This is a genomic window from Paenibacillus sp. ICGEB2008 (genome assembly GCF_000307675.1).
GTDB classification, from domain to species: domain Bacteria; phylum Bacillota; class Bacilli; order Paenibacillales; family Paenibacillaceae; genus Paenibacillus; species Paenibacillus polymyxa.
This window is the reverse complement of record NZ_AMQU01000009.1, coordinates 135,064-154,388: the sequence shown is the minus strand read 5'-3', so window position 1 is coordinate 154,388 and position 19,325 is coordinate 135,064. Positions and strand designations below refer to the sequence as shown.

Here is a 19,325-nt window from a genome sequence, read left to right as displayed (position 1 = left end):
TAGGTATTGGATAAGGTTATTTATCTAGTGATATCTTAAAGGTGCAGCTTGAATGAAGCCTTTAAATATTACTGATAAATAACTTTTTTTTATTTAGCGGGTAAAGTTGTTTATGTTTAATAAATAAAAGGCGTAATTCATTGTTCAACAACAAGAAGAGGGGGCATTTTCTAATGAGCAAAAAATATGAAAAATTAGCTCAGGATATTGTAGAGAAGATTGGTGGTAGTGAAAATGTATCAACACTAACTCATTGTATGACAAGGCTTAGATTCGCACTAAACCAAAATAAAAAAGCCGATCAAGACGCTATTAAAGCTTTAGATGGCGTAATTGATGCGATTGAAAGCGGCGGCCAATTTCAAGTGGTTATTGGCACCCATGTTGAAGAAGTATATGAGGAAGTGGTCAAATATATAAAACATACAGAAAATATAGATGATAAATTATCTAATGAAAAAAATGTAAGCGTTTTTGGCAAATTAATCGATTTTATTTCAGGTACATTCAGTCCAATCGTTCCGGCTATTGCAGGCGCGGGAATGATAAAAGCGCTATTGGCTTTGCTGATCTTATTTAATGTAGTTTCAAAAGCGTCACAAACTTACTATGTAATCAATTTCATGTCGGATGCCATTTTTTATTTCTTACCCTTTTTATTAGCATATTCGGCTGCAAACAAATTAAAATGCAGCCCTGTACTGGCACTTGTGTTGGCTGGGGTATTGCTTCATCCGAATCTGGATCTATTGAGAACTGCGGGTAATAATGTTAGCGTTTTCAATATTCCATTGACACTTGTTGCTTATAGTTCATCGGTTGTTCCGATTCTATTAACCGTGTGGGCGCAATCCTACATTGAACCATTCTTTAAAAGAATCATTCCTAACGCTGTAAAAATTATTTTTGTTCCGATGTTTACCATTCTGGTTGTTGGATTTATTTCCTTAACTGCACTAGGACCGCTAGGTTCTTTCTTCGGAACATATTTGGCAATGGGGTTTGATTTTTTGGGATCGCACGGAGCATGGGTGGTCATTTTCATAATTGCAACCTTCTGGCCAATCCTCGTTATGTTTGGACTTCATCACAGTATCGTTCCGTTATCATTGGCTCAAATCACGACATTGGGATATGAAAATATCATTGGACCTGGAGCCATGATATCCAATATTTCGCAAGGTGTAGCCGCGTTGATTGTCAGTTGGAGAACAAAGGATACAGTATCCAAGCAAATCTCCACTACAAGTGGAATTACAGGTTTAATGGGAATTACAGAAGCAGCACTTTACGGTGTTAATTTACCTAAAAAATATCCTCTTGTTGCGGCTATGATTGGCTCCGCTGCTGGCGGGCTTTACGCAGGGGTTATGGAAGTTTCACGTTATGCAACAGGTTCATCAGGGCTTCCAGCTATTCCGCTTTATATTGGAGAAAACATTTGGAATTTCTATAATATACTCATCGCATTATTAATTACGACGGTTATAACTGCAGTGCTTACCTATTTTTTAACCTTAAAATATGAGAAAGAAACGTCTGAGCAGAATAAAGTCACCACAAACGATAAAATCATCACACTTAAAAATACGGTCATTACAAGTCCTATCAAAGGGGAAATGATTCCATTGAAGGATGTTCAAGATGCGGCCTTCTCCACAGAATCAATGGGAAAAGGAATTGCCATTGAGCCAAGCGAAGGAAAAGTGGTCGCTCCTTTTGATGGGAAAATTGTTTCGTTGTTTCCCAAGAAGCACGCAATCGGTTTACTCTCCGATGATGGGGTTGAAATACTCATCCATATAGGATTGAACACCGTTAAACTGAATGGGAAGTACTTTGAAGCTCATGTTGAAGAAGGTCAGAGAATTACCAAGGGACAGACACTAATCACGTTTGATTTGGAGAAAATCAGGGAGGAAGGATATGTTACCCAAACCCCGGTGATCGTTACGAATACTTACAGTTATGCTGATGTGCTAACTAATAACAGTAGTACAGTCACTGATTTTAACAATGAGTTGTTAGTCCTAATAGTGTAACCATATCAAAATTCAAGGAGTGGATTATAAATGACTTTAGTCAAAGACTTTTTATGGGGAGGAGCAACTGCTGCAAACCAATGTGAAGGTGGATATTTGGAAGGGAATAAGGGATTGTCAACCGTCGACGTTATACCCGCAGGACAGGATCGCGTTTCTGTAATGAAAGGCAAGATGAAAATGATGGAATGTGATAATGAGCATTTCTATCCGAGCCATGAAGCCATCGACTTTTATCATAATTATAAGGAAGACATTGCTTTATTTGCAGAAATGGGTTTCAAATGCTTTCGTTTATCTATTGCATGGACACGAATCTATCCAAATGGGGATGATACATTACCCAACGAAGAAGGTTTGAAGTTCTACGATGATGTTTTTGATGAGTGTTTAAAATATAATATAGAGCCTTTAGTAACGATCACTCATTTTGATGTGCCGATGCATTTGGTAAAAACGATCGGTTCTTGGAGAAGCCGTAAAATGGTTGATTATTATGAAAGACTATGCGAAACACTATTCACTCGCTACAAAGATAAAGTGAAGTATTGGCTAACCTTTAATGAAATCAATATGTTATTACACCTACCATTCGGGAGCTCAGGATTGGTGTTTGATGAAGATGAAAATGAAGAAGCTGTGAAGTATCAGGCAGCTCATCACCAATTGGTCGCGAGTGCTAAAGCTACTGAAATTGCACGCAAAATAAATTCCGAATTCAAGATAGGATGTATGTTGGCGGGTGCCAGCACTTATCCCTATACTTGCGCTCCTGAAGACGTATGGAAAGCCATGACAAGGGATCGAGAACATTACTTCTTTGTGGATGTACAATCTCGTGGTGAATACCCGAATTATGCCAAAAAAATGTTCGAAAGGATGAATATACATCTGAAGATGCAAGATGGTGATAAGGAGCTTCTGAAAAATAATACAGTTGACTTCGTTTCATTTAGTTACTATGGTTCGCGATTAACAAGTGCTGACCCAGCAGTTAATACTCAAACCGCTGCCAATCTATTTCCGACATTACGAAATCCCCATTTAAAAAGAAGTGATTGGGGCTGGCAAATTGACCCACTCGGGCTAAGAATTACATTAAATGCATTGTATGATCGCTATCAAAAACCATTATTTATTGTCGAGAATGGGTTGGGAGCTGCGGACAAGCCTGATGTAAATGGATGTATCTCGGATGATTACAGAATTGAGTATATTCGGGAACATATCCGAGCATTTAAAGCTGCTGTAAAAGAAGATGGTGTAGAGTTGCTAGGATATACAACCTGGGGGTGCATTGATTTAGTAAGCTCAAGTTCTGGAGAAATGAGCAAAAGATATGGTTTCATCTACGTGGATAAAGATGACCAGGGAAATGGTACGTTAAGCCGTAGTAGGAAAAAGTCCTTTAATTGGTATAAGAAAGTAATTAGCAGCAATGGAGAAGATTTAGACTAAGTCCGCCAATTAATAAAACAAACCTTTGATTTTATACAGCTAAAGCTAGTTGATGGTGGAATCACAGTCGACCAGATGTGACGCATACAAACTTTTTCTAAACAAGACCCTTAATTTAAAACGCGATAGGTTCTCTTGTTCTCACTAACATGAGGCAAGTTCTTCTTGTGGTAAGCATTTTCTTGTTATTCGGGACCGTGCTCTCAATAGGAAATAAAGTTATGGGTTTAAGTACGAAAACATGGAGCGAATGCCGCTTCATGTTTTCGGTGCTGTGCCGGATATAGGCGTTATCTTTAATGTTCAAGTCCCGAATGCGAGAACAGTATTCAAAACCCTACCCTCATCACGAAATTAGGATGAGAATTTTGTTTAAATAACCTCAGTACAAGAAATTACTCGATTTACTAGATTTGTTGGGAATGCAATTTAAAAATTTCTGTCTAACAATATCCCAGTTTGTTCTGCCATGACACGAGGGGGGACTGACATTCCATTTTTAAACCACCATTCTACGATCCCCACGACCGCGGCCCCAAAAAATTGAAGAATGACATCTTCACTTAAGCCTTGATTTTTTCCTTCTGTTACATCGACTTCAACCTTATACTCCTGGACGACTAAATCAAGGAATTGACTACGAAAATAAGCTGAACTTTTCGTGTTTAACATGGTTGAAAAGAACAAATGATTGTCTGCAAAGTATTCGAACCAGACATAATTTCCTTCTTGGAAACTCATTTCAGATGCTGTGTGGCAAAGTTCACGGAGATTGTTTATATGTTCTTCAATTATCTTATCTAGCAAGTCAAATTTATCCATGTAATGGAGATAGATTGTTCCTCGATTAACATTTGCCCTATCAGAAATATCCCGAATTGTAATGTCATCAAAGTTTTTTTCAGTCATCAGTTCAAGTATTGCTTTCTTTATGGCTTCTTGAGATTTGAGTACCCTTCTGTCCACTTTAGTCATTTTTAAAGTCCCCTTACTGAGATAATCAGCAATTATTAATAATTTGTTGAGTAATCTACACATCGAGAGAAATTGATTATTGCAAGCATTTTGTTTCCGTTTAGAATTATAAACGTAAGTTGATTAAACAATCAATGTTCATTTTTTATTTGGAGTTATCTAAACTCAATGATCAGCACGCCTACCCGTTCTGAGGCAAGTCAAGATCGCACCACACGAAGCCAAGGACAATATAATTTTTAAGAATAAGAAAGGGAGGAACCATGAAATGGATTATACGAAACTTGGAAATACTGGCTTGGATGTATCCCAGATTTGTCTTGGTTGTATGGGCTTTGGAGACGCACAAAAAGGTCATCATCGATGGGTGCTTGATGGGGAACGCGCTCGTCCAATCATAAAAAAAGCTCTGGAGCTTGGAATCAATTTTTTTGATACTGCAAACGTGTACGCTGACGGGACAAGTGAGGAAATAATTGGAGGTGCATTAAAGGATTATACGAACCGTGATGAGATTGTCATCGCGACTAAAATACATGGACGAATGCATCAAGGACCTAATGGAGCTGGGCTTTCCCGCAAGGCGATCATGAGCGAAATCGATAAAAGCCTTAAGAGATTGAGAACCGACTACGTCGATTTGTATCAAATTCACCGTTGGGATTACAACACGCCCATCGAAGAAACGATGGAAGCACTGCACGATGTAGTCAAGGCTGGTAAGGCGAGATACATCGGAGCCTCTGCCATGTGGGCATGGCAGTTTCAGAAAGCTTTACATATAGCTGAGAAAAATGGGTGGACCCGATTTGTATCAATGCAGAATCATTTAAATCTCATTTACCGCGAAGAGGAACGAGAGATGCTCCCACTTTGTAAGGCAGAAAAAATCGGGGTCATTCCTTATAGCCCGCTCGCAGGAGGAAGGTTAGCGCGGGAGACAACAACACATCGTGCCGAAACTGATGAAATTGCAAAACAAAAATATGATGCAACAACAGATGCGGATCAATTGGTGGTGAACCGGGTTGCGAGTTTGGCAGAGAAACATGGTGTTCGCCGGGTTCACATCGCACTTGCGTGGCTTCTACATAAAGAACCGGTAGCCGCTCCTATTGTCGGTGCGACAAAAATATCCCAGCTCGAAGATGCAGAAGCTGCTCTATCTATTCAATTAACTGCTGAAGAAATTGCGTTTTTGGAAGAACCATATGTACCGCACCGAATCGTTGGTCATTTTTAAATTCATATAAATTGGTGTCGCACGGTCTCTTTGATAAGAGAGATGCACATGAGTTTTTGTGTCAGCTCGTCGTCATTAGACATAAAACCACAATAAAGGAGAATAAATTATGCCTGTAATTACAATTGAAGCAGCTAAATTAACTAAAGAGCAAAAAAGAAAGTTAGTAAAAGACCTTACTACATCAGCTTCAACTATCATGAATATACCTGAACAAGCATTCTTTGTGTTCGTAAGGGAAAATGAACTAGATAATATAGGTGTTGCAGGACGGATTTTAGCAGACAAAGCTGTAAATAATCCACTGAAAAGTGAGGAGTAAAATAATTAACTTGGTATCCATTTAAACAATTAAGATAGAAAAAAATATTCTTGGATGGAGAAAATTTAAAATGAAAACACTCGTTCTTGTTTTTCACCCTGATTTAACTGCTTCCCGTGTTCATCGTCGCTTAACGGAAGAAATGAAGAAGCAAGCTGGTGTTACAATTCACCATGTTTATGAGGCATACCCGAATGAGAAGATCGATGTCGCTGCCGAGCAGAGTCTATTGGAGCAGCATGATCGCATCGTTTTGCAATTCCCATTCTACTGGTACAGTACGCCTTCATTGCTGAAAAAATGGGAGGATGTAGTCCTAACTCATGGCTGGGCATTTGGAAGCAAAGGGGACAAGCTGCACGGAAAAGAGCTGCTGATTGCCGTTTCTACCGGCGCTGCTAAAGAAAACTATTTACCAGACGGTAATTTTAAATACACCGTTTCCGAGCTGCTGCGACCTCTTCAGGCAACCAGTAACTTGATTGGAACACGCTATTTGACACCATATATCTTGTATGGTGTAATGCAACACCTGTCAGATGAGGAGCTAGAGCAAAGTGCCAAGGATTATGTGGCTTATGCGCTGAACCCTAAACTTGTCTAGAAGAATGGTGATGCTAAGCTTGTCGGCTTCATCATAGAGACGGGAATTGGAGGTTACCGCGTCGCAATTATCGTCATTCTTTCATGGGTCTTATTCATCCACAAAAAAACAAGCAGGAGGCATAGTTATGAATCGAATTGAAAAGAGTGAAGAAACGTTTAAACAGCTATTTGGTAATGGAATGCCGGGAGCATACGCTACTGATCCTGATTTTCAGGACATCCTGAGCCGTTTTATTTTTGGGGAAGTTTTTTATCAAGGGAAGTTGGACGATAAACAACGTGAGCTTATCACTCTGGTGGTGCTTGTAACGAATCAAACGTTACCTCAGCTCAAGGCGCATGCTCATGGTGCACTGAACGTTGGACTAACTCCGGTAGAAATTAAAGAGGCCATTTACCAATGTGCGCCTTATTTAGGATTCCCTAAAACGCTAAATGCCATCGCGGAGATTAATGAGGTTTTCCAATCCAGAAATATCGAGTTACCTCTCGAAAGTCAAAAGCAGGTTGAAGAAGAGAATCGATTAGACAAAGGCCTTGCAGTGCAGGTAGAAATCTTTGGCGATATCATTGAAAAGAACAGGGGGAATGTTCCATACAATCAAAAGCATATACAGGACTATCTTTCTGCCTTCTGTTTTGGTGACTTCTACACTCGTGGAGGCCTTGATCTGAAAACACGGGAGTTGCTGACCCTCTGTATCGTGAGTAGTCTCGGCGGTTGTGAAAATCAAGTCAAGGCACATGTGCAAGGCAACCTGAATGTAGGCAATGACAAGGATATCATGATCACGGCCATCACTCATTGCCTTCCTTATATGGGTTTTCCGAGAACATTAAATGCTTTGAGTTGTGTGAATGAAATCATTCCAGAATAGCAGGACAAATTTAGCGAAAAAATAGATTTTTTATAGATGAAAGTATACCTAAAAGTAAGAAAGGGTGTTTATCTAAAATGTCAAATATTCAAGAAAAAGTAGTTATTATTACAGGGGCGTCCAGCGGTATTGGAGAAGCAGCTGCAAAAGAACTGGCATCCAAAGGTGCAAAATTGGTTCTTACCGCTCGCCGCGAAGACCGGTTAAAGAAACTACAAGATGAAATTGAACAAAGCGGCGGACAAGCGGTGTATAAAGTGACGGATGTAAGTTCACACCAACAAATGGAAGATCTTGCTGCGTATGCGCTGAACGAGTTTGGAAAAATTGATGTTTTAGTCAACAATGCTGGAATCATGCCGCAGGCTTTTCTTGCTTTGAAAAAGGTTGATGAATGGGACCGAATGATCGATGTCAATATCAAAGGGGTATTGTACGCAATCGGGGCAGTCCTTCCATCTATGAGAGAACGGAAATCAGGTCATATTATTAACCTTTCATCCGTGGCTGGACACAACATCTACCCAGGCGGGACAGTTTATTGTGGTACCAAACATGCCGTAAGAGCAATCTCTGAAGGCTTGCGCCAAGAAGAAGCGATGAGTGGTACAAATATTCGTGTGACCAATATTTCGCCGGGAGCTGTGACCAGCGAACTGCTGGAGACGACAACCGATCCGGCAATGAAAGCGGGCTTGGATGATTTTTACAAGATAGCAATTGATGCAGACAGCATCGCACGTGCCATTGCCTTTGCCATCGAGCAACCATCGGATGTGGGCATTAATGAGATGATCATTCGACCAACAGCTCAAGTTGGATAACGTTAAAAATATAAGAAAGTAGAGATGAAAAATGAAGAACGAGCACTTAAGCCATAGCACACTCTTCCCATTGGGTCAAAAAGTCGAAAAAAACTTTATCGGAGACGCGTACTTACAAATGGTGTTTACCGATCCAGCACCACTCAATACAGCAATCGGGAATGTAACCTTTGCTCCCGGTGCCCGCAATAACTGGCACTCTCATCATACTGGACAAGTGTTGTTAGTTACCGGCGGTGAGGGGTGGTATCAAGAAGAAGGAAAGCCAGCTCAATTACTCAAAACAGGCGATGTGGTAAACATCCCAGCGAACATTAAACATTGGCATGGGGCTACAAAGGATAGCTGGTTTGTTCACTTAGCTCTTACACCAGGACAAACAGATTGGTTAGAACCCGTACTGGATGAAGAATATATTAAGCTATAGTAAATGGATTAACACATATAAACGGCAGCCGTTAATGCCGCCGTTTATATAGAAGCTTCTAATAAATCTGGAACCCGCTGTTGCTATTCTGCGAATTATGGGGGCATGGAATATTTGAAGCTAGCACTGAGCGATTGGAGACAGTATTATGCAAACGATCGATCAACAAATGCTTACCGGAGAACGAGCACTTTTCAAGAGAAAGAACCTCATGGTCACTAATTCCATTTTTGCAGATGGCGAGTCTCCCCTGAAGGAAAGCAACGATATTACTATCGATAATAGCATTTTTAAATGGAAGTATCCCTTGTGGTATTGCAATAATATTCGTGTTGATCGTAGCACTTTCCTTGAAATGGCCCGATCGGGAATTTGGTATACACACCAAATTGTCATCAGTGACAGCGTAATAGAGGCGCCAAAGACATTTCGGCGTTCGAGCGGAATCCGACTGACGTATGTCGATCTGCCCAACGCGCAAGAAACCTTATGGAATTGCGAAGATATTCACTTGCATCATGTGACCGCAAAAGGTGATTACTTTGGAATGAATAGTGCAAATATCAATATCGACGATTTCACATTAGCGGGGAACTACGCATTCGACGGAGCTAAGGATATGGAGATTCGCAATGCGAAGATTATTTCAAAGGACGCTTTCTGGAATTGCGAGAATGTCACCGTCTATGATTCATTGATCATCGGAGAATATTTAGGATGGAATTCGAAAAACATCACCTTTATCAACTGCACTATCGAAAGCAATCAGGGAATGTGCTACATGGACCGTCTCGTAATCGAGAACGGAACGATTCTGAATACCGACTTGGCATTCGAATATTCAACCATTGATGTGGAAACCAAGACCTCAATTGATAGCGTGAAAAATCCAATCTCCGGGAAAATCAAAGCAAAGGATATCGGCGAAATCATCATCAATGATGAAGAAATCAACGCTGCCTACACCCGATATGAGCTGGATAAAGCAGGTGATCGATTTGTCCTTTAATTTTGATAAAATGACGAACCGTTTGGTCACTAACTCTTATAAATGGGATGTTGGACCAGAAGAGTTGCCGATGTGGGTGGCGGATATGGACTTTGAGACTTCGCCTGCTGTAGTCGATGCTCTGCAAAAGAGATTAGACCATCGTATTTATGGATATACCTCGATACCAGATACTTATTATGATGCAGTTGCCCATTGGTGGGAAAAGAGACATCAATATCAGATCCAAAAAGAATGGATTATGTTTTGCACGGGGGTAGTGCCGCGATATCATCTATCGTACGCAAAATGACCAAAGCCGGCGACAAAGTGCTAGTGCTTGCGCCTGTCTATAACATTTTCTACAACTCCATAAAGAACAATCAACGAGAAGTTCTCGTAAGCGAGTTGATTTACAAAGACAATCAATATTCGATCGAATTTGACGATGTGGAGAAAAAGCTAGCCAATCCTGACACAACGCTTATGATTTTCTGCAATCCGCACAACCCCATAGGTAAAGTGTGGGACAAACAAGTTCTTGAGAAACTCGGCACGCTCTGCGTCAAACATGAGGTCCTTATCCTTTCCGATGAAATTCACTGCGACTTAACACACCCAGGCCACCAACACATTCCGTTCGCTTCCGTATCGGAAGTGATCGCACAAAATTGCATCACCTGTGTGGCACCGACGAAAACTTTCAATCTTGCGGGAATTCAAACTTCAAGTATTATCGTGCCGAATTCGAAGATTCGAAAACTTGTACACCGTGGCATTAACACCAATGAAGTGGCCGAACCTAACTTTTTTGCGATTGAAGCAGCAATCTCTGCCTTTACGGAAGGCGAACCCTGGCTGCAAGCCTTATTGGAATATCTCATGGCGAACAAGCAATATCTCGAACATTATTTGGCTAGTGAACTACCGCAGCTCCAAATTATCCATTCGGAAGCGACTTATTTGGCCTGGATCGATTGCCGGAACATAACTTCTAATGTAAGTCAACTGTGTAAGTTCATAAGGAAAGAAACGGGGCTGTATGTCTCGGAGGGCGCCATTTATGGCGGCAATGGACACGGTTTCATTCGATTGAACTACGCCTGCCCTAAAAAACGACTAACTGATGGATTGCAGCGCTTGAAGATTGGGATTCAGGCATATCAAAGAATGAATGATTGATTCAATAATGGTTACACTTGAACCTGAAACCATGTCATAATAATCTGAGACTGGCGCATTCTGGGGATTTTTGTTTTAAGTGAGGAATTAAGTTGTTAAATGTTTATGAGAGAAAAGGAATATTTAAAGCCATTTTTGAAAGGAGAGATATTCGATCATTTAATAGAAAACCCATATCCAGAGATAAGTTAAACAACATATTAATGGCTGGATCATGCACCTTCCGTTGGTTTTATGAAACCTTGGGATTTTATTGTAATTGACTCTCAAGAAGTTAAAGAACGATTGGCGCATGCATGTCATAAAGAAATACAGGCCTTGTCCATACACTATGAAGATGAAAAAAAGAAAAGATTTCTCTCGTTAAAATTAGAGGGTATAAGGGAAGCACCTATAACGCTCTGTATTACATGTGATCCAACAAGAGGTGGCGGACATGTAATTGGGCCAAAATTCTATTCCTGAAACTGATATTCTATCCGTAGCCTGTTGTATCCAAAATATGTGGTTGGCGTCTTATGCAGAAGGAATAGCAATGGGGTGGGTGAGTTTTTACAAGAAAACAGACGTACGGGAAATACTGAATATTCCACCACATATTGATCCTATTACATTGATTTCATTAGGTTACACGGATTTTTATCCTACAAAACCAATCCTAGAGCAAGTAAATTGGGAGAGGCGTCGAAATCTAAATAATCTAATACGTCATAATGCTTGGGAATGATTGAAATATAAATGAAAAAGATAAATTTATTCGAGGTTGCAAAAGACATAAACGATTATGCGAACTTGGAGTCACTTATAACCTCAGTAAACAAGTTTCCTGTAGAATGACATAAAATTACCAACCAAGAAATCCCTTGTTTTATAAGGGATTTTTAATTTTTGGTAGGGAACTTTGTGTCAATTTTAAAAAAAACGTTTATGTTAGGCATTTTTATCTCCGAAGATCATGTTATACATATGTACAAAATACGGGTTTTGTGAATATGTCTGAAGAGAACCTTATAGATGTAGTTTTCTGCTGCAGTTGTGTCCGTTGAAGTTAACTTTATTGCATTAGTGAACTTAAGATTATTGCATAAGTAAAAATGAAGATAAAGTTGTGGCATAAATCATATCATCCATCCTTTATGCAATAACTTTATCTTCAATAATCATCTACTGAATTACAATTGAACTTAGAGTTAATGCATAAAAAAATCTAAATCCATTTTATTAACCGCTGTCTTCAGATCGTCATCTGATAAATGTGTATATATCATCGTTGTCTGTACTGATAAATGACCTAGTTGATCCTTCAGTTTTGGAACATCACTTTACCATAAAGATTAGCATATTTTTGAATTAACTTTTCTATGGATCTTTGAGTAAGTCTTCGTGTGCCTCCTTTTCTTCCTACAGGAGCAGCTATAAATAAGGCTATCTCTTTGAGCTGGGTTTATACCTTTGATCTCTAATTTTTATATATTCTTTGATGTCATATAATGCAAGTCACTAAAGTAAACATACTGCTCCTTACCGCCTTTACGGATTACTCGTAGTAAATTTTCAGTCAAGTCTACATCTTCAATGTTAGCGCCAACCACTTCGGATAGTCTCAATCCAGATCCCAAAATCAAGGAAGCAATGGCTGTATCACGCTCACGATTAAATATAACAAACTCTGTTGAAGTAACCCAATTATAGCTGCAGAAAGACAAAAAGATGAAATAGACTGCTGATATTAATTATTCAAAATTAGTGTTGACTTCAAGTTAACTTTAAGATTTAAAGTATGATTATTAACTTGAAGGAGTGATTACATTGTCAGAACAAAAAGTATGGCTTATCACAGGATGTTCAACAGGATTTGGTCGACACATCGCGGAGCAAACGATTGATGCAGGTTATAAAGTCGTAGTAACCGCCCGTAATGTTGAGCAGATAACAGAGCTTACAGCCGGGCATGAAGATCATGTGCTCGCTCTCCCACTCGACGTCACTAATCCGGAACAGATCCGAAATGCGGTTGACCATACGATTGAGAAGTTTAAACGTATTGATGTGCTCGTGAACAATGCAGGTATCGGATATTTTAGCTCTGTTGAGGAAAGCGTAGAAGAAGAAACGCGTAAGATGTTCGAAATTAACTTCTGGGGACTCATGCATATTACGAATGCTGTACTTCCCTACATGCGCTCACAAAAAAGTGGTCACATTATAAACTTCTCGTCCATTGGCGGTCTAACTTCCTTCCCAACTCTCGGGTATTATCACGCAACAAAATACGCCGTTGAAGGTATTTCCGAAAGTCTTGCGCAAGAACTGGCTCCTTTTAATATTTATGTGACTTTAATGGAGCCAAGCAGTTTTCGTACAGATTGGGGTGGCCGTTCTTCTGCCAAGACTGAGACAAGCATACCTGAGCTTAAAGAATCTATTGTCGGCCATATGCTGCAAGGTATTCAACTTGGTGCTGGTCAAGAAGCTGGAGATCCTGTAAAGGCTGCTGAAGCGGTTATTAAAGTCGTGGAAACAACGAAACCTCCACTTCGTTTGTTGCTTGGTCAACAAGCCTATGATGCAGCAACCTATAAATTTAACAACATGCTTGCCAGCATAGAACAATGGAAAGAAACAACGATAAACGCAGATTACAAATAATAAAATCACATATTGGCAGGATAGCTAAGGTATTGTTTCTGCTGCCCTTTTCTGTGTATCCACATCTCATCCTTCATTTAGAGCCAGCTAAATAAATCAAGTTTGCAGCATCCTGTTAAATTTTTAACAAGATGCTGCAGTAACTAATTTACATTCGTGATAATTTTTCCTTTATCTCTTTCCATGTGGCTGTGTACTGGTTCTTTAATATGGTATCATCGATATCTGTGATTGATCCCTGAATAAAATGATTCAATTCATTCATAGAATGGTTTTCTGCCCACTGATTTAATTCCTCTACGACTTCCTGCTGATAAATGACAAGGGAGCCATAAACAGTATCATCAATTCCTTGATGAGCAGGTAATTGTATACTCTCTCCCTGATAACGATCCAAAAGCAGAAGAAGCTTTCCAGGTAGCAGCATTTCTGTTTCTGCCAAGCTACGGGAGAGCATATCTCTGAGATACGGAATATCATCGGTTACACCTGTTCCGGATGTCGCTCGGTGGCTCCCGTAAGATTCTACAGTTCCATCGTCGTAAATGTTCAGGTTGAACGGTTTCTTACTGTCATAAGGAAGTATGCTGTCTTTATCCGGGTCAGTAATAATAATGTGCACTGTTCTTGTGAGGTCTGAAGGCAGTTCTTCTTCCAAAGTATGTCCGAGAACTCCCGGATAGCTGCTATTCAGTCTTGTCGAAAACCCCTCCGGCATTGAACTTCCGTTTTCTTCATAGGTGAATCGTCTTGAAATCTGATCGACTGGAACCAAAACATCAGACGTAACATGATTGATGACCAGAGGACTACTAAAATTATTTGCCAGTGCAACCGGGGAGAATGCTTCCCATCTTGCGATGTCTTCTTTATCCGGAAAATTATCTAAGATCGGCTCAAACATGCCGGATACCATACCTAGAAACGGAATCGGTAAGTCCATCATCGTTTTCAGCATTTCTTTCGCCGTTATCTCCGCAGTGATCATTTTAAACAATCCTTTAAGCATAACCCAGCCCATCTTGTTGTTGTTCAATTGGTTTCCTTCGGGAAAATACTGATAAAAATTAAAGTACACATTAGCAATCGGTGAATTCGCGATCGAAGCATTAATCCCCATTTGCAAAGCGTTAAGCATCAGTGTCGTGTATCCACCTGCGCTGCCCCCAACGAGGGCGATTCTTTGATGATCGACTTCTTCCATATGACGAAGCGTATATAAGGCGGCATTATTGAAAACCAGATCATCATCGGTCAGCTGACCGTTGTATTTATTATCAAATTTCGTCGGTGAAGCAACCATCCACCCTTCAGCTAGATACTTGCGCAATTCCACAGCATCCTCGGTCATTTCATAGTGAGGAATATAGATGACGGGGATCGGCTGCTCCGCATCCTTCGGAATATAGAGCCTCATTTGTCGGGTGTCCACTATATTGTCCTTGCTGATGTATTTTATATCAATGGTTCTCTGCTCAATATTTTCAAGAGGATGAAGTCCTTCTTGGGATTGCGCCTGTTGTGCAAATATCTTATCAATATCTAGTTCATTGCTATCAACTTTTGGAGGGAATAACATATTTTTAATTCTCAGTCCCACGATCAAAAGAATGAATATCAATATACACATGCCTATTATTTTAATCATTTTTCTCATTGAATTCTCCTTGATATTTGTTGAGGATGTCTACTGTCTTGTGTCTTATTTTCCTTGAAGTAATATACCTGATCTGAATAAACTGAAAATAAACTGATATGATGATGCCTATAACCAAATAAAACACAAACGGATATTTTTAACTTAATATTTCTGTTCTGTAGCAATCTTACGAAGTAATTCCAACTCAACTAAAAAAGGACTGGAATCCAGTCCTTTATCAGGTATATAACATTGTTGTAATTGTATATAAAAATAATTCATTGACTTCTAATAACATCCTGCCAGTTCGCATTTTCAAGTAACTCTGCATCGTCACCAAAGAATGCGTTACCCGCTTGTACATCACCTTTCAGCCAATACATAAACCAGGCTGTCATATATCCGTCTGCATGGTTCACCATATCGCTGTGGTCAGTGTTTACGCGCCTAGCCATAACTTTGGTTACCGTATCGGGAATATTGGAATAATTCGTATTAAGTGACCAAAGCGGAGTAATTCCTTGCCCTTCTGTAGCCGTTATGTCTTCTGCAGTTCCCGCATCAAAATCTCCCGTACCAGCAACCATGAAGTAAGGGATTTTGATCTTGGATACGTCGTAACTCCAATCGGTTCCCAATTGGCTTTGCTGTCCCCAGAAGCTTGAAGTGGCGCTTGCCGTAAACATAGCTTTGTAGAAATCACCGTTCTCCTGATTGGTTACGGCATTTATTGTTCCCACGCCTCCCTGCGAATGTCCGCCGATCCCAATGTTATCAACATCAATTTTCCCATAAAAATCGCTCTCCCTATCCTCATTCAGCTTTAGCATAAAGTCAAGGCTTGCAGACGATGATGCTCCCGTTCGAGAATTCAAGTCCTCATTGCCAACAACAATAAACCCCCATGATGCAAGATGTTTAAAAACAGATTTATATTTTGATGCCGGGGTTCCCGTCCCGTTTGCCAATACAACGAGAGGATATGCAGATGAACGATCTTTCATTTCGGACGGATACCAAATTTCATATTTTTTATAGGTATCATTTTCTGCATCGAATTCTACAGAAGAAACCTCATTTGGTCCAAGAGCTGTATATTGTGCCTCTATTGGCTTATCAGTCTTTACAAACTTATAATAATTATCAAAGCGGTATGACTGAAATGCAAACAACGCTATAACTGCCAGAATAATTACAATAACTATGATAAACACAACTAACAATATCCTTTTTAATATTTTCACTATTTCCTCCTGAGTATGATGATAGTTTTTTCGTGTAACAAATGTATCATCAGATAATAGTTGAATCAATAAACCAAGACAAAACGATACATAAAGCATTAAATGTAACATGCTGATAAAAAAAACAGCAAACACCATTAATTAATGTCTGCTGTTTTACACCTTTACTAACATTAAGCTAATATGAAATAAACTATACAACATCGGGTGCATAATTATATACCGGCAAATTATCTGGCAATCGTTTTGCCTTCAAATACGGCATTATCTTCAGTATTCATCCCCTTAATGTCTTAGAAGAAACAATATAAAATATGTCATTATAACAAACATAGAGGGTTCTGCGCCTCTCTCGAAGACACTTCTCCAGATTTGCGCGGGTCAGCGGATAGGCTGCCGTCTCATTGTTCAAAGCGTTCATCAAACCTTCATGGTTTTCCTGCCGCCAGGCATCATGATGTCATTGCCCGTTCGCTGACCACGCTATTGGAATTGAAGCGGTTGGTTTCCTGGTTGTTGCAGACAAAATGCTTGACCGTGGCACCGCAGCCCGGACGTTTCTGGGCTCCCAAGATGATACCAACCGCCAATTTGCCGCTGATAAGAGGATCCTCCGAGAAATACTCAAAGTTCCTGCCACAGAGTGGATTGCGATGGATGTTCATCGCCGGTGCCAGCCACAGGTGCACGCCTAACCGTTTCATCTCCTCCCCCACAATGTCGCCGCACTCCTGGCAAACCGCCGGGTTCCAGCTCTGGGCAAGGGCCGTGCCTACGGGAATGGCCGTACTTCTGCTCGCGGATCTCACCATTGCGATTCTGGCCTGCCGCAGCGGGGTAGATGCCCAGCAGAATATTCAGCAGCGCCTCCGGCAAACACCTAATTTTACAATCAAATGAAAATATTAGATATTCAGAACATCCGGGGGTTTGATGAATTGTACTTCGCTGGACATATATTACCATGAGTATATAAACTGAAAATAAACAAAAGCGTCGTGCCCGTTGTTCACTTCAAGCAGTACATTGTGATAGAATGCCAGTTCAGTTACTAAAGAGTAACGGAAAGGATTGAGGGGAATGTTTCAAATTCTCGTTGTAGAAGACGATAAAAATACGGCCAAATTAATGAAAACTATCATTGGGTCTGCAGGATACGAGGTGTTTTTGACGGAGAATGGCATCGTGGCATTAGAATTATTAGACAAGCAGCATATTGATTTAATTGTTCTTGATATCATGATGCCTCAAATGGATGGATTCGAGTTGACTCAAACGATCCGCGAGAGCAAAAATGATATTCCTATTCTGATGGTTAGTGCCAAACTTTTACCGGCAGACAAACGTAAAGGCTTTATGGCAGGAACAGACGATTACATGGTCAAACCTGTGGACGAAGACGAAATGCTACTTCGGATTAAGGCTTTGCTTCGGCGAGCCAAGATCCAGAATGAACGGAAGCTTCAAATAGGAAAAATTACGCTGCAATACGATGAATTATCGGTTTCAAGAGAGAATGAAGTGCAGACACTGCCGCAGAAGGAATTTTATTTATTGTACAAATTGCTGTCGTACCCAGATAAAATTTTTACCCGTATTCAGTTAATGGATGAAATTTGGGGCATGGACTCTGAAACAAGTGATATCACGTTAAATGTTCACATCAACCGTTTAAGAAAGCGATTTGGCGATTATCCGGAATTTGAAATCATATCCATCCGAGGAATTGGCTATAAGGCGGTAAAACATAGTGAGTAGAAGGATAATAAACTTTATCAGAGAGAGATCTTTACGTGGATTTGGACTAACTTTTATGTTTACGTTCATTGTGTTGTTTATTTTGCTCATATCCATTTTTTTTTCGTTGGTCATTGTCGTGTTTTTCGTGTATATCGGACTCTACACTTCCCCTCCAGCCGAAGATCCAAATTCAGGAGGTGGCTTAGTGCTTGTTACATATTTTGTAACAGTGAGTATTCTGGTCAGTATTCTTGCATCGTTGATATTTAGCCGAATCCCGCTCTCTCCCATTCGAAAAGTCATACATGCTTCTGAAGAGCTGGCCAAAGGGAATTTTTCCGTCCGTATTCACCTTAAGGGGCCAAAAGAGTTAAGAAAGTTGAACAGAAGTTTTAATCACATGGCTGAAGAACTCGGTAGTCTTGAAATGCTGCGGTCCGATTTTATTAATAATTTTTCGCAGGAATTTAAAACACCGATCGTTTCCTTACGAGGGTACACGAAAGTTTTGAAAAGAAAAAACTTATCAGATGAGGAACGCAATGAGTATTTGGATATCATCATCAATGAATCGGAACGTTTGGCAGAACTTGCTACAAATGTGCTTCAGTTATCCAAGATCGAAAGCCAAGCCATCATCACTGAGAAAACGACTTTTAACTTAACCGAACACATCCGAACGGTTATTGTATTGTTGGAGCCGAAATGGTCGGCGAAAAATATAAGCTTTCAGTTTGATTCGTCTGAACTGATGGTTACTGCAAATGAAGATATGCTTAGTCAAGTTTGGATCAATCTTCTGGACAATGCCATTAAGTATTCGCCTTCGAATTCCGAGATCACAATCGATATGAATTCGAAGATTCAACATGTTAGTATATCTATTCACAACAACGGTCCAGGGATTGATGCCTATCAGCAAAAACACATATTTGATAAATTCTATCAAGGAGATCCTTCTCACGCCTCCCCTGGCAATGGATTGGGTTTAAGTATTGCGCAAAAGATTGTTATGCTGCATGGTGGGACGATCCGGGTTGTAAGCTCAGATGACACAGGTACAACTTTTGAAGTGATTCTTCCTTCACCCTAGAAATAATCCCATTTT

The 19,325-nt window shown here is 40.1% G+C and carries 19 protein-coding genes and 2 pseudogenes; 16 read left to right on the top strand and 5 right to left on the bottom strand.

From position 1 onward, the window contains the following. Window positions 1-173: 173 nt before the first annotated feature. The gene (locus C400_RS0110665; protein ID WP_017426966.1) at window positions 174-2,042 is read left to right on the top strand and encodes a beta-glucoside-specific PTS transporter subunit IIABC; all 1,869 of its coding nucleotides are present in this window, start codon (window positions 174-176) and stop codon (window positions 2,040-2,042) included. Between the two features lie 30 nt (window positions 2,043-2,072). Next, window positions 2,073-3,500 (top strand): 6-phospho-beta-glucosidase, encoded by a 1,428-nt coding sequence (locus C400_RS0110660; RefSeq protein ID WP_017426965.1) that lies wholly within the window; start codon window positions 2,073-2,075, stop codon window positions 3,498-3,500. Window positions 3,501-3,929: 429 nt separating this feature from the next. On the opposite strand, the gene C400_RS0110655 is transcribed toward C400_RS0110660, so the two are convergent. Continuing rightward, entirely contained in the window at window positions 3,930-4,475 is a 546-nt protein-coding gene (locus C400_RS0110655; protein WP_017426964.1) for a TetR/AcrR family transcriptional regulator, read from the bottom strand. 268 nt (window positions 4,476-4,743) lie between these two features. Here C400_RS0110655 and C400_RS0110650 point away from each other — a divergent pair, with 268 nt between their 5' ends. The 10 genes and pseudogenes from C400_RS0110650 to bluB all read left to right on the top strand — a co-directional run bounded on the left by C400_RS0110650 (window position 4,744) and on the right by bluB (window position 11,672). Continuing rightward, a complete protein-coding gene (locus C400_RS0110650; RefSeq protein ID WP_017426963.1) occupies window positions 4,744-5,718 on the top strand; it encodes an aldo/keto reductase in 975 nt (324 codons plus the stop codon). A 109-nt stretch (window positions 5,719-5,827) separates the two neighbouring features. After that, window positions 5,828-6,040: a 4-oxalocrotonate tautomerase DmpI gene (gene dmpI / locus C400_RS0110645; RefSeq protein ID WP_016820887.1), complete on the top strand. Its 213-nt coding sequence runs from the start codon at window positions 5,828-5,830 to the stop codon at window positions 6,038-6,040. A 70-nt stretch (window positions 6,041-6,110) separates the two neighbouring features. Continuing rightward, window positions 6,111-6,644, top strand: a complete 534-nt coding sequence (locus tag C400_RS0110640) for an NAD(P)H-dependent oxidoreductase (protein WP_017426962.1) — start codon at window positions 6,111-6,113, stop codon at window positions 6,642-6,644. Between the two features lie 127 nt (window positions 6,645-6,771). After that, window positions 6,772-7,524, top strand: coding sequence for a carboxymuconolactone decarboxylase family protein (locus tag C400_RS0110635; protein WP_017426961.1), 753 nt, complete (start codon window positions 6,772-6,774; stop codon window positions 7,522-7,524). Window positions 7,525-7,601: 77 nt separating this feature from the next. Continuing rightward, window positions 7,602-8,348 carry an SDR family oxidoreductase gene (locus C400_RS0110630; RefSeq protein WP_017426960.1) on the top strand — a complete coding sequence of 249 codons (747 nt, stop codon included), beginning with the start codon at window positions 7,602-7,604 and terminating at the stop codon, window positions 8,346-8,348. 31 nt (window positions 8,349-8,379) lie between these two features. Further along, entirely contained in the window at window positions 8,380-8,775 is a 396-nt protein-coding gene (locus tag C400_RS0110625) for a cupin domain-containing protein (protein WP_017426959.1), read from the top strand. A 148-nt stretch (window positions 8,776-8,923) separates the two neighbouring features. After that, window positions 8,924-9,784: a DUF3737 family protein gene (locus tag C400_RS0110620; protein ID WP_017426958.1), complete on the top strand. Its 861-nt coding sequence runs from the start codon at window positions 8,924-8,926 to the stop codon at window positions 9,782-9,784. Beyond that, window positions 9,747-10,076 carry a hypothetical protein gene (locus C400_RS27750; protein WP_232795349.1) on the top strand — a complete coding sequence of 110 codons (330 nt, stop codon included), beginning with the start codon at window positions 9,747-9,749 and terminating at the stop codon, window positions 10,074-10,076. Before C400_RS0110620 ends, C400_RS27750 begins: the two co-directional genes overlap by 38 nt. Further along, complete coding sequence (locus C400_RS0110615) at window positions 10,073-10,945, top strand: MalY/PatB family protein (RefSeq protein WP_017426956.1); 873 nt, start codon at window positions 10,073-10,075, stop codon at window positions 10,943-10,945. Before C400_RS27750 ends, C400_RS0110615 begins: the two co-directional genes overlap by 4 nt. Window positions 10,946-11,037: 92 nt before the next feature. Then, a pseudogene (bluB, locus tag C400_RS0110610) lies at window positions 11,038-11,672 on the top strand (5,6-dimethylbenzimidazole synthase). Window positions 11,673-12,135: 463 nt separating this feature from the next. On the opposite strand, the pseudogene C400_RS26770 reads toward bluB, so the two are convergent. Next, window positions 12,136-12,603: pseudogene (locus tag C400_RS26770) on the bottom strand (tyrosine-type recombinase/integrase); the annotation flags it as partial. 142 nt (window positions 12,604-12,745) lie between these two features. Here C400_RS26770 and C400_RS0110605 point away from each other — a divergent pair. Next, entirely contained in the window at window positions 12,746-13,594 is an 849-nt protein-coding gene (locus C400_RS0110605) for an oxidoreductase (protein ID WP_231124937.1), read from the top strand. Window positions 13,595-13,742: 148 nt separating this feature from the next. Here the strand turns inward: C400_RS0110605 and C400_RS0110600 are convergent, their stop codons facing one another. From C400_RS0110600 to C400_RS0110585, 3 genes are all read right to left on the bottom strand, one after another. Continuing rightward, on the bottom strand, window positions 13,743-15,251 hold the full coding sequence (locus tag C400_RS0110600) for an alpha/beta hydrolase family protein (RefSeq protein ID WP_017426953.1): 1,509 nt from the start codon (window positions 15,249-15,251) through the stop codon (window positions 13,743-13,745). A gap of 260 nt (window positions 15,252-15,511) precedes the next feature. Next, a complete protein-coding gene (locus tag C400_RS0110590; RefSeq protein ID WP_026065422.1) occupies window positions 15,512-16,477 on the bottom strand; it encodes a poly(ethylene terephthalate) hydrolase family protein in 966 nt (321 codons plus the stop codon). Window positions 16,478-16,929: 452 nt separating this feature from the next. Then, on the bottom strand, window positions 16,930-17,289 hold the full coding sequence (locus C400_RS0110585; protein ID WP_128574134.1) for a glycoside hydrolase family 3 N-terminal domain-containing protein: 360 nt from the start codon (window positions 17,287-17,289) through the stop codon (window positions 16,930-16,932). Here C400_RS0110585 and C400_RS28430 point away from each other — a divergent pair. From C400_RS28430 to C400_RS0110575, 3 genes are all read left to right on the top strand, one after another. Next, complete coding sequence (locus C400_RS28430; RefSeq protein ID WP_257127120.1) at window positions 17,246-17,377, top strand: hypothetical protein; 132 nt, start codon at window positions 17,246-17,248, stop codon at window positions 17,375-17,377. The two genes, C400_RS0110585 and C400_RS28430, sit on opposite strands and share 44 nt — an antisense overlap. A gap of 180 nt (window positions 17,378-17,557) precedes the next feature. Next, window positions 17,558-18,235 carry a response regulator transcription factor gene (locus C400_RS0110580; RefSeq protein ID WP_017426949.1) on the top strand — a complete coding sequence of 226 codons (678 nt, stop codon included), beginning with the start codon at window positions 17,558-17,560 and terminating at the stop codon, window positions 18,233-18,235. A 187-nt stretch (window positions 18,236-18,422) separates the two neighbouring features. Continuing rightward, window positions 18,423-19,310: a HAMP domain-containing sensor histidine kinase gene (locus C400_RS0110575; protein WP_231124936.1), complete on the top strand. Its 888-nt coding sequence runs from the start codon at window positions 18,423-18,425 to the stop codon at window positions 19,308-19,310. Window positions 19,311-19,325: the final 15 nt, after the last annotated feature.